At 74.8% G+C, this 13,654-nt stretch carries 9 protein-coding genes; 4 read left to right on the top strand and 5 right to left on the bottom strand.

Going from position 1 to position 13,654, the window contains the following annotated elements:
* Positions 1 to 4: 4 nt before the first annotated feature.
* Entirely contained in the window at positions 5 to 1,048 is a 1,044-nt protein-coding gene (locus tag AC07FK_RS17310) for a hypothetical protein (protein WP_479105715.1), read from the bottom strand.
* Positions 1,049 to 1,118: 70 nt separating this feature from the next.
* Between AC07FK_RS17310 and AC07FK_RS17315 the strand changes: the two genes are divergently transcribed.
* Positions 1,119 to 3,656: a helicase-associated domain-containing protein gene (locus tag AC07FK_RS17315; RefSeq protein WP_479105716.1), complete on the top strand. Its 2,538-nt coding sequence runs from the start codon at positions 1,119 to 1,121 to the stop codon at positions 3,654 to 3,656.
* Positions 3,657 to 3,688: 32 nt separating this feature from the next.
* On the opposite strand, the gene AC07FK_RS17320 is transcribed toward AC07FK_RS17315, so the two are convergent.
* Complete coding sequence (locus AC07FK_RS17320) at positions 3,689 to 4,225, bottom strand: VanZ family protein (protein ID WP_479105717.1); 537 nt, start codon at positions 4,223 to 4,225, stop codon at positions 3,689 to 3,691.
* A 103-nt stretch (positions 4,226 to 4,328) separates the two neighbouring features.
* Between AC07FK_RS17320 and AC07FK_RS17325 the strand changes: the two genes are divergently transcribed.
* Entirely contained in the window at positions 4,329 to 5,987 is a 1,659-nt protein-coding gene (locus AC07FK_RS17325) for a DNA repair helicase XPB (protein WP_479105718.1), read from the top strand.
* Positions 5,988 to 6,141: 154 nt separating this feature from the next.
* On the opposite strand, the gene AC07FK_RS17330 is transcribed toward AC07FK_RS17325, so the two are convergent.
* On the bottom strand, positions 6,142 to 7,344 hold the full coding sequence (locus AC07FK_RS17330; protein ID WP_479105870.1) for a glycosyltransferase 87 family protein: 1,203 nt from the start codon (positions 7,342 to 7,344) through the stop codon (positions 6,142 to 6,144).
* A 135-nt stretch (positions 7,345 to 7,479) separates the two neighbouring features.
* Positions 7,480 to 7,680 (bottom strand): hypothetical protein, encoded by a 201-nt coding sequence (locus AC07FK_RS17335; protein WP_479105719.1) that lies wholly within the window; start codon positions 7,678 to 7,680, stop codon positions 7,480 to 7,482.
* Positions 7,681 to 8,202: 522 nt separating this feature from the next.
* On the opposite strand from AC07FK_RS17335, the gene AC07FK_RS17340 reads away from it, so the two are divergent.
* Complete coding sequence (locus AC07FK_RS17340; protein WP_479105871.1) at positions 8,203 to 10,182, top strand: HelD family protein; 1,980 nt, start codon at positions 8,203 to 8,205, stop codon at positions 10,180 to 10,182.
* Between the two features lie 159 nt (positions 10,183 to 10,341).
* Here the strand turns inward: AC07FK_RS17340 and AC07FK_RS17345 are convergent, their stop codons facing one another.
* Positions 10,342 to 11,037: a copper homeostasis protein CutC gene (locus AC07FK_RS17345; protein WP_479105720.1), complete on the bottom strand. Its 696-nt coding sequence runs from the start codon at positions 11,035 to 11,037 to the stop codon at positions 10,342 to 10,344.
* A gap of 270 nt (positions 11,038 to 11,307) precedes the next feature.
* Here AC07FK_RS17345 and AC07FK_RS17350 point away from each other — a divergent pair, with 270 nt between their 5' ends.
* Positions 11,308 to 13,533, top strand: a complete 2,226-nt coding sequence (locus AC07FK_RS17350; protein WP_479105872.1) for a heavy metal translocating P-type ATPase — start codon at positions 11,308 to 11,310, stop codon at positions 13,531 to 13,533.
* Positions 13,534 to 13,654 lie beyond the last annotated feature (121 nt).

Below are 13,654 nucleotides of genomic sequence, written 5' to 3' on the forward strand. Positions count from 1 at the left end.
GGCGCTACCGCCTCCGCGCCCGCCACAGCAGGTGGAGCGCGGAGGCGACGGCCGCCACCCGTACGACCACGGGCCACATGCCCGACAGGGCCTCGCCCATCGCGTCCGGCGCGACCGGCTCGCCCCAGCGCCCCTCGGTCCGGCCCCACAGCCACACCAGCGCGCCCGCCGCGACGACCCCCGGCAGGCCGAGCACCGCCCACTTCGCCTCGGCGCGGCTCATGCGCCGTGACGCGTACGCGAGGAGCCAACCGGCGGCCAGCGCGAGCCAGTTGCCGAGCACGGCGCCCAGCACGAGCAACGCGGCGGCGGCCGCGAGGAGCACGCTGACCGGGGCCCGCGCCTCCTCCGCCGGCACGACGGCGGGCGCCGGGGCGGTACGCCGCCACAGGCGTGTGAGGCCGCGGCGCAGGAAGCCCCGCGTCCCGGCGGGCGCCTGCTCGACGCCGTCCGCACCGGCGGCCGCGCCCTCGTCCTCCCCGTCGTCGTCGCGCGCCGGGGGCGGCGGCTTCAATATCTCCGGGATCTCGACCCCGCCGACGAACCCCGGCACGTCGACGCCCAGACCGAACGGCCCCGGTTCGACACGCCACCAGTCGGGTTCGCTGCCCCGGGGCCCGAGTTCGTCGGTTCCGGCGAGGTGGGGCGGCGACGCCCCGGCGGGCCGGGACACGGCCCCGGGCTCGCTCGCGCGGTCGCGGGGACGGGGAATCCGTCCACCGGCCCGCTTCGGCTTCGCGCGCTGCTCCGGCAGGACGACCGGCGGGCCCTTCTCCGCTTCGGTCGCCGGCCCGGCCGCGCCCACGGGCAGCGCCCCGCCCGACGCCGCCCGCGCCACCAGTTCGTCCGGCGGCCCGATGCGGCCGAGGATGCGGCGCACCGCGGCGGGGGAGTCGGGCGTGCCGAATCGGGCGCGCTGCCGGTCGATCTCGTCGCGCAGGCCGGCCACCAGCCGCATACGCGCCGCCGAGGGCAGCTTCTGCTGCTGAGCCAGGTCGCCGACCCGGCTCAGATAGTCGTAGACGAGCTGATCGCTCTCGATCCCCACGCGTCGGTCCGTCCCTTGCCCTCCAACTGCCTGCACCGACGGTAGCGCCACACCGGCTACCGTGGGGCGGATGGGGACCGGCGAGCGCAACCAGGAGGCGCACGTGTCCGAAGGATCAGGCCCGACGCCACCGCGCACGCTCGCGGAGGCCCTGCGCACCCGCGGCGACGCGTCCCTGGCCGCGCTGCTGCGCGCCCGGCCCGACCTGCTCTCGCCGGTGCCGAACGACCTGTCGCAGCTCGCGACGCGCGCGGCGACGCGCGCGTCGGTCGTGCGCGCCCTCGAACGGCTCGACCGGTTCACGCTGCAGACCGCCGAAGCCCTCGCGGTGGCCCCCGACCCGGCTCCGTACGAGGCTCTGCGCGCCCTGATGACCGGCGACGACGGCGATCCGGTGGTCGAGGCGGCGCTGCCGGCGGCCGTCGGGGCCCTGCGCGACCAGGCGTTGCTGTGGGGCGCCGACGACCGGCTGAGACTGGTGCGCACCGCCCGCGAGTTGCTCGCCCCCTCCCCCGCGCACCCGTCCCCCACCGGCCTCGGACCGACCGTCGCGGAGGCGACCGCCGGGATGTCGCCGGGCCGGTGGCAGGAGACCCTGGCCGCCGCCGGGCTGCCGCCCACGCACGACCCCGTGTCGGCGGTCACCGCGCTGGCGGAGCTCTTCAACGACCGCACGCGGATGTCCGCGCTGCTCGACACCGCGCCGCCCGAGGCACTGATGGTGCTGGAGCGGCTGGTGTGGGGGCCGCCGTACGGCGAGGTGACGCCGGACCCGGCCCCGCCCGTGCGGTGGCTGCGGGAGCGGGGGCTGCTGCTGCCGACCAGTCCCCGTACGGTCGTGCTCCCGCGCGAGGCCGCGCTGCATCTGCGCGCCGGGCGCGCGCACCGGGTGCCGGAGCCGGTGCCGCCCGCCGTCGAGCCGGCCCACGCGTACCGTCCACAGGTTGTGGACAGCACGGCGGCGGGCCAGGCGTACACGGCCCTGGCGACCGTCGAGGAGCTGCTCAAGGACTGGAACGAGGGCGGGCCGCCCGTCCTGCGCTCCGGCGGCCTGAGCGTCCGCGACCTCAAGCGGACCGCCGCCGCGCTCGACGCGCCCGAGCACACGGCCGCCTTCTGGGTCGAACTCGCCTACGCAGCCGGGCTGCTGGCCTCTGACGGCGAGACCGCCGAGCGGTACGCCGCCACCCCCGCGTACGACGAATGGCTCGACCTCCCGCCGCAGGACCGGTGGACCCGCCTCGCCGCCGCCTGGCTGCACGCCACCCGCACGGCCGGTCTGGTCGGCGGCCAGGACTCGAAGGGCCGGGTGCTCGCCGCGCTCGGCCCCGACCTGGACCGCTCGGCGGCCCCGGAGGTGCGCCGCCGCGTGCTCCGGCTCCTGTCGGAGCTGGCGGAGGGCGCGGCTCCGGCCCCGGAGCAGCTGCTGGCGCGGCTGCGGTGGGAGCGGCCGCTGCGGGGAGCGGCCCCGGCCTCCGGCTCCTCCTCCGCCGGCGCCCCCGGTGACCTGCGCTCCCGTGTGGCGCTGTGGACGCTGACCGAGGCGGAGCTCCTCGGCGTGACAGGGCGCGGTGCGCTCTCGTCCCACGGGCGCGCGCTGCTGGACGCCGCGCCCCCGGCGGGCCACGGGACCGGCGCCGGGGAGGCCGCGGCGGCCGCGCGGGCCGCCGCGCTGCTCGCGCCGCTGATCCCGGAGCCGCTGGACCACGTACTCCTGCAGGCCGACCTCACGGCCGTGGCCCCGGGGCCGCTGCGACGGCCGCTCGCCGACACGCTCGACGTGCTCGCGGACGTGGAGTCGAAGGGCGGGGCGACGGTCTACCGGTTCACGCCCGGGTCCGTACGGCGCGCCCTGGACGCGGGCCGGGCCGCGTCCGACCTGCACGCCTTCCTGGCCGAGCACAGCCGTACGCCCGTGCCGCAGCCGCTGAGCTACCTCATCGACGACGTGGCCAGGAAGCACGGGCATCTGCGGGTCGGGGCGGCGTCGGCGTACGTGCGGTGCGACGACGACGCGATGCTCGGCGAGATCCTCGCGGACAAGCGGTCGCAGGGCCTGGGCCTGCGGCGCCTCGCCCCGACCGTCCTGGCGGCGCAGAGCGACCCGGCGGCGCTGCTCGAAGGGCTGCGGGCCATGGGCTTCGCACCGGCCGCCGAGTCGGCGGCCGGCGACGTGCTGATCACCCGGGCCCACGCCTACCGGACGCCGCCCCGCACCGCGCCCGTGCCGGTGCCCGAGGGGCCGCCGACGCCGGACGAGACGCTGCTGGGCGCGGCGCTGCGGGCGATCCGGGCGGGGGACATGGCCTCCACGGCGGTCCGCAGGGAAACCCCGGCGGGGACTGCGGCGGGGTCCGCCACCGCCCCGGGCGAGCTGCCGCGCACCACCGCCGCCGAGACCCTCGCGACGGTCCAGGCCGCGGCGCTGACGGGGTCGGCGGTGTGGATCGGGTACGTCAACGCGGACGGGGCGGCGAGCCAGCGCGTGATCGCCCCGGTGCGGGTGGAGGGCGGCTTCGTCACGGCGTACGACCACACGGCCGACGAGGTCCGCACCTACCCCCTGCACCGGATCACGGGCGTGGCGGAACTGGCGGACAGCGCGTAGCCGGGGCGAGACGCGCCCCGGCGGCCGGGGGCTCAGTGGCCGGAAGGCACCGTCTCCCCCTTCGCGCGCGGTACGCGCTTGGCGTGCACCGCGCGGCCGATGCGGCGGCCGAGGAGGAAGTAGCCGATGAGCGCGCCCGTGGTGTTGAGGATCACGTCGTCGACGTCGAACGCCCGGCCCTCCACGATCGCGCCCTGTGCCAGCTCCACCAGCACCATCACCACCACCGTGAGGGCCACCACCCGCAGCAGCCGCAGCGAGCGCGGCACCAGCACCGGCAGCAGCAGTCCGAATGGCATGCCCAGCAGCAGATTGCCGCCGATCTGCTTGCACGCGGCGAGGAACGTGTAGTCCTCGGCGTACTGCCGCAGCGACGCACCCGGCCGCAGATTGGTCGTGACCAGCGCCTCCGACGCGTGCGACGGGGCGAGGGTCAGCCGCGCCAGTACGGCAGAGAAGAGCACGAGGCCGACGAAGGCCAGGGCGACCGCGAGGGCGCGCAGCACCGCCCGCCCCCAGGAGCGACGAGGCCGTCGGGCTGCTTCCGCTTCATCCGCTTCAGCTGTCATGAACACCCGCTTACCCCGACTCCCGGCCCCTACCGCGCCCGATGCTGCACACTGGACGTTTGGCCGTACGGGCCGATCTGCCGCAGAAAGGGCCGAAACACGCGTGAACGGACCCCTCATCGTCCAGAGCGACAAGACTCTGCTCCTCGAAGTCGACCACGAGCGCGCCGACGACTGCCGTCGCGCCATCGCGCCCTTCGCCGAGCTGGAGCGCGCCCCCGAGCACATCCACACGTACCGGGTGACGCCGCTGGGCCTGTGGAACGCGCGGGCCGCCGGACATGACGCCGAGCAGGTCGTCGACGCGCTCGTCGAGTTCTCCCGGTACCCGGTCCCGCACGCGCTGCTCGTCGACGTCGCCGAGACGATGGCGCGGTACGGCCGCCTCACCCTCTCCAAGCACCCGGTCCACGGTCTCGTCCTCACCTCGACGGACCGCCCGGTGCTGGAGGAGATCCTGCGCTCGAAGAAGGTCCAGCCGCTGGTCGGCACCCGGATCGACGGCGACACGGTCGCCGTCCACCCCTCCGAGCGCGGCCAGATCAAGCAGACGCTGCTCAAGCTGGGCTGGCCGGCCGAGGACCTCGCCGGTTACGTCGACGGTGAGGCCCACCCGATCGACCTCGCGGAGGACGGCTGGGCGCTGCGCCCGTACCAGAAGCAGGCCGTCGAGGGCTTCTGGCACGGCGGCTCGGGCGTCGTGGTCCTGCCCTGCGGCGCGGGCAAGACGCTGGTCGGGGCGGGCGCGATGGCGCAGGCGAAGGCCACCACGCTGATCCTCGTCACCAACACCGTCTCGGCCCGCCAGTGGAAGCACGAGCTGGTGAAGCGGACGTCGCTGACCGAGGAGGAGATCGGCGAGTACAGCGGTACGCGCAAGGAGATCCGGCCGGTCACCATCGCGACGTACCAGGTCCTGACGACGAAGCGGAAGGGCATCTACCCGCACCTGGAGCTCTTCGACTCCCGCGACTGGGGCCTGATCGTGTACGACGAGGTGCACCTGCTGCCCGCGCCCGTCTTCAAGTTCACGGCCGACCTCCAGGCGCGGCGCCGGCTGGGTCTGACGGCGACGCTCGTGCGCGAGGACGGCCGCGAGTCGGACGTGTTCTCGCTCATCGGCCCCAAGCGCTTCGACGCGCCGTGGAAGGAGATCGAGGCGCAGGGCTACATCGCGCCCGCCGACTGCGTCGAGGTGCGCGTCAACCTCACCGAGAGCGAGCGGCTCGCGTACGCCACGGCCGAGACGGAGGAGAAGTACCGCTTCTGCGCGACCACGGCGACGAAGCGGAAGGTGACGGAGGCGCTGGTACGGAAGTTCGCGGGCCAGCAGATCCTCGTCATCGGCCAGTACATCGACCAGCTCGACGAGCTGGGCGAGCACCTGGACGCCCCGGTGATCAAGGGCGAGACGTCCAACGCGCAGCGCGAGAAGCTCTTCGAGGCGTTCCGGCAGGGCGAGATCAGCGTCCTCGTCGTCTCGAAGGTCGCGAACTTCTCGATCGACCTGCCGGAGGCGACGGTCGCGATCCAGGTGTCGGGCACGTTCGGCTCCCGCCAGGAGGAGGCGCAGCGCCTCGGCCGCGTCCTGCGGCCGAAGGCGGACGGCCACCAGGCGCACTTCTACTCGGTGGTCGCGCGCGACACCATCGACCAGGACTTCGCGGCCCACCGCCAGCGCTTCCTGGCCGAACAGGGTTACGCGTACCGGATCATGGACGCGGACGAACTGATGGCGGGCGACGCCGACACCGCGTCGTGACCGCGGAAGGGCGGGGTCGGGGGCGGACCGCCCCGGACCCCGCCCTTCGCCGTGCCTGCGGTGCCTGTGGCGCCTGCAGCGCTTGCCGCGTCTGCGGCCCTTGCGGTGCCTGTGGTCCTTTGCGGTGCCCGCCGTGCCTGCGGCTCTTGCCGGCCTAGAGGCCGGACGGGGCCTTCACGCCGGTGCCGGTGCGGCTTCCGGCGCAGTCGCTGCCACCGGGGCTCCCCGCGCGCAGTGGGGCGGGCGTCCGGCCCCGCAGGACGGCCCCGCTCCGGGACCGGCCCGGAGCCGCCACCGCGTACGCCAGCAGGGCGAGGGCCAGGAGGGGGTACGGGGACGCCAGTGGCTGCTGCCACCAGGGGAGCCGGAGGTCCAGCGGGCCGTCGTGCGGCACCAGCCACAGCGAGCGGGCCAGGAACACGGCGGCCACCGCCGCGGCCGCTCTCCCCCGCCCCTCCGCCACGAGCACCGCGAGCAGCGGCACGCACCACACCCAGTGGTGCGTCCAGCTGATCGGCGACACCAGCAGCGCCGTCGCCGCCGTCGCCAGCACGCCCCACGTATCGCCCCCCGCCCCCGCCGCCCGGCGCGCGGCCCACAGCCCGCCCGCCGCGACGAGCGCCGCCGCCGCGAGCCACACCGCGCCCGGCTCGGGCTGGTGCAGCAGGCGGGCCAGCAGCCCTTGCAGCGACTGGTTGTCCACGATCCACGCCTTGCCGACCCGCCCCGTCTCGAAGACGCGCCGGGTCCAGAAGTCGAGGCTGGCGTGCGGGAGTACGAGCGCGCCGAGCAGCACCGTGCCGGTGAACGAGGCGACCGCGGTGAGCCCGGCGCGCACCCGGCCCGTCAGCAGCAGATAGACGATGAAGATCGCGGGCGTGAGCTTCACGCCCGCCGCCACCCCCAGCGCGAAACCCTTGCCGAGGGCGTCGTCCGTACGGGTCAGGTCCCACAGGACGAGGCAGGCGAGGGCCAGGTTGATCTGACCGAAAACGATCGTCTGGAAGACGGGTTCGAGCCACACGCCGAGCGCTGTGCCGGCGACTACGAGCACGGGTCCACCCGGGAGCCCGGCGAACCGGCAGGAGAGATGGACCAGGAGCGCGAGGAGCGCGGTGTTGCCGACGGCGAAGGCGACTTTGAGGGCGCCGAGCGGCAGCCAGGTCGTCGGCACGAAGAGGATCGCGGCGAACGGCGGGTAGGTGGCGGGAAGTTGCCACCGGGTGACGGTGAACCCGTACAGGTCGGTGCCGTTGGCGACGGCCGCGCCTTCCGCCCGGTAGACGAGGGTGTCGGCCATCGGGATGTGCTGGAGCACGCAGAGCGCGGCCAGCGCGGCCAGCGATACGGCGAGCAGGACGAAGGCGGGCGTCCGGGCCGGTACGCCTGGTGATCGAGGTGTCACGCTCCGTTGTTCCACGGCCGCGACCCTAGTGGATCAGCGGGCCCGGATCGACGGAGGAGCGGCGGACGGCGGACCGGCGGGCGCGGGTCAGCGGCGCCGTACGCCCGCCTCCTGCGCGTACTCCCCGAGGACGACCACGCTGAAGGCGGCGCCCGCGAACACCTTGACGGCGTGCAGGACTTCGCCGATCCGGAGGCCGGGCCGGGCGGCGCCCATGGCGGTGGCGCCGGGGACACGGCCGGAGGGGCGTGGGGCGGAGGGGCCTGGGGTGAAGGTCAGTGAACTCATACCTCCATGATGTATTTCGGGCATTCGGCGCACAACGGTCTGAGGGCTGAACTCCGCACCGCCCGCCTCCTCCCGGGGACCTACCCCGACCCCGAGACGGCCTCCGGGACCGTCCCGGGTCCGCCTCCGGGGCGGCGTCCGGACGCTCCCGCCCGGGCCGGCCGTACCGTCGGGGCCGGCCGCACCGACAGGGCGCCAACAGCGCCCGGCGCCACTCCGCCGGGACCGCCGCGAAAATCCATTGGCCCGCGCCCCGCCCCCGCGAGTACACTCCCCCGTCTTCCCGCCTCCCTCTTCGGAGCGCCGCCGCCCGGACGGAAACCGGCCGGTCCACGCCGCGATCCCCGCTCGATCGCACGCGAACCCCGCGACACCCACGTGAACCCCTCCGGAGGCAAGACCGTGCCCGCGCTCGATCCCGACACGTCCCGCAGCGACGCCCCCGACCTCGTCGGCGGCCCGCCCGACCCCCTGAGCCGTGAACGCGCCCACCTCGCCGCCTCGCGCGCCGCGCTGCGCGCCATGCGCGAGGACGCGGAGGCGCTCGACATCCGCGACGTCACCGCCAACTGGGTGAACGCCGTCGTCCTCGGGGCCCAGATCGAGGAACGCATCAAGTCGCTCGCGGACCTCTCCCACACGCCGCTGTTCTTCGGCCGCCTCGACTACCTCCACGCCGTCGGCGCAGACCGGGCCGAGGGCGCGGCGGGCGAGCGCTTCTACATCGGCCGCCGGCACGTCCACGACGCCGGCGGCGACCCCATGGTCATCGACTGGCGCGCCCCCGTCTCCCAGCCGTTCTACCGCGCGTCCAGGAAGGATCCGCTGGACGTAGGACTGCGCCGCCGCTTCGGCTACACGGGCGGCGAGCTCACGGCGTACGAGGACGAGCACCTCTCCGACCCGGCCGAAGCCGCGCAGACCAGCAAACTGCTCCAGGCGGAGATCGAGCGCCCGCGCGTGGGCCCGATGCGGGACATCGTGGCGACGATCCAGCCCGAGCAGGACGAGATCGTACGGTCCGGCCTGTCCGGCAGCGTCTGCGTGCAGGGCGGCCCCGGCACCGGGAAGACGGCGGTGGGCCTGCACCGCGTGGCGTATCTCCTGTACGCGCACCGGGACCGGCTGGCCCGTACCGGCACGCTGGTCATCGGCCCCAACAAGTCCTTCCTCCACTACATCGAGCAGGTCCTGCCCGCGCTGGGCGAGCTGGAGGTCAAGCAGGCGACGGTCGACGACCTGGTGGCGGTGCACGGCGAGGTGCGCGGCGCCGACGACGCGGAGGCGGCCGTCGTCAAGGGCGACGCCCGGATGGCCGAGGTCCTTCGCCGGGCCCTGCGCTCGCACGTCACCGCCGTGCCCACGGAGCCGGTGGTGGTGGTCCGGGGTTCGCGCAGGTGGCGCGTCCCGGCGTACGAACTGGAGGAGATCGTCGGCGAGTTGCTGGCCCGCGACATCCGCTACGGGGCGGCGCACGACGCGTTGCCGCAGCGCATCGCGCACGCGGTGCTGGTCCGCATGGAGCAGGCCGGCGAGGCGCCGGACGACCGGGTGCAGGACGCCGTGGCGCGCAACGCGGCGGTGAAGGCGGCCGTCAAGGCGATCTGGCCGGCGGTGGACCCGGCGAAGCTCGTGCTGCGGCTGCTGTCCGACGCGGAGTTCCTGGCGGAGCACGCGCAGGGGGTGCTCTCGGCGGAGGAGCAGAAGCGGATCCTGTGGGCGAAGCCGGCGCGGTCCGTGAAGACGGCGAAGTGGTCGGCGGCGGACGTGGTGCTGCTGGACGAGGCGGCGGACCTGATCTCGCGTACGCACTCGCTCGGGCACGTCGTGCTCGACGAGGCGCAGGACCTGTCGCCGATGCAGTACCGGGCGGTGGGCCGCCGCTGTACGACGGGCTCGGCGACGGTACTGGGCGACCTCGCCCAGGGGACGACGTCGTGGGCCACGGCGAGCTGGGCGGAGGCACTGCGGCACCTGGGCAAGCCGGAGGCGGCGGTCGAGGAGCTGACGGCGGGCTTCCGCGTGCCGCGCGACGTCATCGCGTACGCGTCGCGGCTGCTGCCGGAGATCTCACCGGGGCTGGCGCCGGTGTCGTCGGTACGGGAGAGCGCGGGGGCGCTGGCGGTGCGCCGGGTGGACGCGGGCGAGCTGTCCGGCGCGGTGGTGGCGGCGTGCGCGGAGGCGCTGCGGAACGAGGGATCGACGGGCCTGATCGCGGCGGACGCGCGCATCGGGGAACTGGCGGCGGCTCTCACGGCGGCGGGCCACGCGTACCTCTCCCCCGGCGAGGAGACCACCGCGGAGTCCCGCCTGACGCTGGTGCCGGCGTCGCTGGCGAAGGGCCTGGAGTACGACTACGTGGTACTGGACGAACCGGCGGCGGTGGTCGCGGGCGAACCGGACGAACGAACGGGCCTGCGCCGGCTGTACGTGGCCCTGACCCGAGCGGTGTCGGGCCTGACAGTCGTCCACACCACCCCCCTCCCCCCGTCCCTGACCTGACCACGGGGGACGGGGCACCGAGCACCCTCCCGCCACCCCCACCCCCTTCAGCCCGTCCGGCGCTTGAGGACCGGGGCCCGGGGCGGCGCCCCGGTTCGGGAAAGAGCGGGGTGGGGAGAGCCCCGCGCAGCGGAGCCCCGCCGCACCCCGCCGCTCCGCCTACCCGTCCAGCGTCGCCCTCCAGACCCGCACCGCCTCCGCGGACACCGGCGCCTCCCAGCCCCCCGGCCGCGCCGCGCCCCCGATGTGGAACGCGTCGATCCCGGCCGCCCGGAGCCCCGGAAGGTGGTCCAGCCGCAGCCCCCCGCCCACCAGGAGCTGCGGCTGGTACCCCGGCGCCCCCCGCCGCGCGGCCTCCGCCTCCGCCGCCAGCACCGGCAGCCCCGCGTCCACGCCCTCCGCCGCGCCGGCGGTCAGGTACGTGTCCAGGCCCGGCAGCTCCGCCAGCCGTTTGCGCAGCGCGTCACGGTCCGCCGCCCGGTCGATCGCCCGGTGGAACGTCCACCGGCACCCCTCGATCTCCGCCACCACCCGCTCGACCGCGACCAGGTCCGGATTCCCGTCCGCGTCGAGGAAGCCGAGTACGAACTCGTCCGCCCCCTCCGCCCGCATCCCCCGCGCCACCCGCACCAGCTCGTCGACGTCCCCCGCGAGGAACCCGTCCGCCAGCCGCAGCATCACACGCAGCGGAATGTCCACCGCCGCACGGATCCGTCCGAAGGTCTCGCGGGACGGGGTCAGACCGTCCGCCGCCATGTCGGTGACCAGCTCCAGCCGGTCCGCCCCTCCGGACTGGGCGGCGACCGCGTCCTCCGCGTCGAGGGCGATCACCTCCAGGACTGCACGGTTGTTCATGGGACCCCATTCCTCGGGAAAACGGCGACTACAGGTCTAGTCCAATATCCACCCTAGAGCCCTCGCCCCCTCGGCGCATCAACATGTCGCGGCAACCACCCCCCTGAACGCCTTGCACAGACCCGGCGGCGGAGGTATACATGAGACCGACGAATACCCCCCTGGGGTATAGGAGACGAGCCGGACCGAGGAGCGCACGTGCCCACCACACCTGCCACCACCACCGCCAGGACCACCCCCGGAGACCGGGTCGAGCTCGTCATCGGCGGCATGACCTGCGCCTCCTGCGCCGCCCGCATCGAGAAGAAGCTGAACCGGATGGACGGCGTCGAGGCCACCGTCAACTACGCCACCGAGAAGGCCAAGGTCACCTACCGCGGCGAGGACGTCTCCGTACAGGACCTGATCTCCACGGTGGAAGCCACCGGCTACACGGCCGAGCCACCCCCCGTACGCAAGGACCCCCCGCCCGGCGCCACCGGGGAGACGGGCGCGGCGACCGCCGACGCCGACGAACTGCGCCCGCTCCGTCAGCGGCTGATCACGGCGACCGTCCTCGCCGTCCCGGTCGTCGCGATGGCGATGGTCCCGGCCCTGCAGATCGAGTTCTGGCAGTGGCTGTCGCTGACCCTGACCGCCCCGGTCGTGACGTACGCCGCCTGGCCCTTCCACCGCGCCGCGTGGACCAACGCCAGGCACGGCGCGGCCACGATGGACACCCTGATCTCGGTCGGCACGTCGGCCGCGTTCCTGTGGTCGCTGTGGGCGCTGTTCTTCGGCACGGCCGGCACCCCCGGCATGACGCACCCCTTCGAGCTGACCGTCGCGCGCGGCGACGGCGCCGGGAACATCTACTTGGAGGCGGCGGCCGGCGTCACCGCCTTCATCCTGGCCGGGCGCTACTTCGAGGCGCGCTCCAAGCGCAAGGCGGGCGCGGCCCTGAAGGCACTCCTGGAGCTGGGCGCCAAGAGCGTGACCGTACTGCGCGACGGCGGCCGGGAGGAGACGATCCCCACCGCGGAACTCGCCGTCGGCGACCGCTTCCTGGTCCGCCCGGGCGAGAAGATCGCCACCGACGGCACCGTCGTCGAAGGCACCTCCGCCGTCGACGCGGCGCTGCTGACCGGCGAGTCCGTGCCGGTCGAGGTCGCCCCCGGCGACTCCGTCACCGGCGCCACCCTCAACGCCGGCGGCCGCCTGGTCGTCGAGGCCACCCGGGTCGGCGCCGACACCCAGCTCGCCCGCATGGCCAAGCTCGTGGAGGACGCCCAGAACGGCAAGGCGTCCGCCCAGCGCCTGGCCGACAGGATCTCCGCCGTCTTCGTCCCGGTCGTCATCGCCCTGGCACTCGGCACGCTCGGCTTCTGGCTCGGCACCGGCTCCGGCCTGACCGCCGCGTTCACCGCCGCCGTGGCCGTGCTGATCATCGCCTGCCCCTGCGCGCTGGGCCTGGCCACCCCGACCGCCCTCATGGTCGGCACCGGCCGAGGCGCCCAGCTCGGCATCCTCATCAAGGGCCCGGAAGTGCTGGAGACCACCCGCAAGGTCGACACGATCGTCCTCGACAAGACCGGCACGGTGACCACCGGCAGGATGACCCTGCTCGCCGTCCACACTGCCGGGTCGACGGACGAGAAGGAGGTACTCCGCCTGGCGGGCGCCCTGGAGCACGCCTCCGAGCACCCGATCGCGCAGGCCGTGGCGGCGGGAGCCGTCGAGCGGACCGGCGACGCCCTGCCCACCCCCGAGGACTTCGCGAACGTACCCGGTCTCGGTGTCCAGGGCGTCGTCGAGGGCCACGCGGTCCTGGTCGGCCGCACCCGGTTGCTGGCCGACTGGGCGATGACGCTGCCCGCAGGACTCGAACGGGCCAAGGCCGCGGCCGAGGCAGCGGGCCGCACCGCGATCGCGGTGGCATGGGACGGCGAGGCGCGCGCGGTCCTGGAGGTCGCGGACGCGGTCAAGGAGACCAGCGCCGAGGCGATCACCCGCCTGCGCGCGCTGGGCCTGACGCCGATCCTGCTGACCGGCGACAACAGGGCCGTCGCCGAGTCCGTGGCCCGCGAGGTGGGCATCGACGAGGTCTTCGCGGAGGTCATGCCCGAGGACAAGGTCGACGTGGTCAAGCGGCTGCAGGCCGAGGGGCGCAGCGTGGCCATGGTCGGTGACGGCGTCAACGACGCCGCCGCGCTCGCGCAGGCCGATCTCGGCCTGGCCATGGGCACGGGCACCGACGCCGCCATCGAGGCGGGCGACCTGACGCTCGTACGGGGCGACCTCCTCGCCGCGGCCGACGCGATCCGCCTCTCCCGCAGGACGCTGGGCACCATCCGGTCCAACCTCTTCTGGGCCTTCGCCTACAACGTCGCCGCGCTCCCCCTGGCCGCGGCCGGTCTCCTCAACCCGATGATCGCCGGAGCCGCCATGGCCTTCTCCTCCGTCTTCGTCGTCGGCAACTCGCTGCGTCTGCGCGGCTTCAAGGCCGCCGGCGCCTGACCCGGCCGCCCTTGTGCGGAGCCGGTCGCCCACCGGCCCGCACAAGGGCGGTTTCGCGCGTCCGGGCCGCCGGGTCGGGGGGACGGCCGGGGGGCCGGGGCCGCCGCGCGGCAGAATGAGG

Source organism: Streptomyces sp. NPDC046122 (assembly GCF_056429965.1).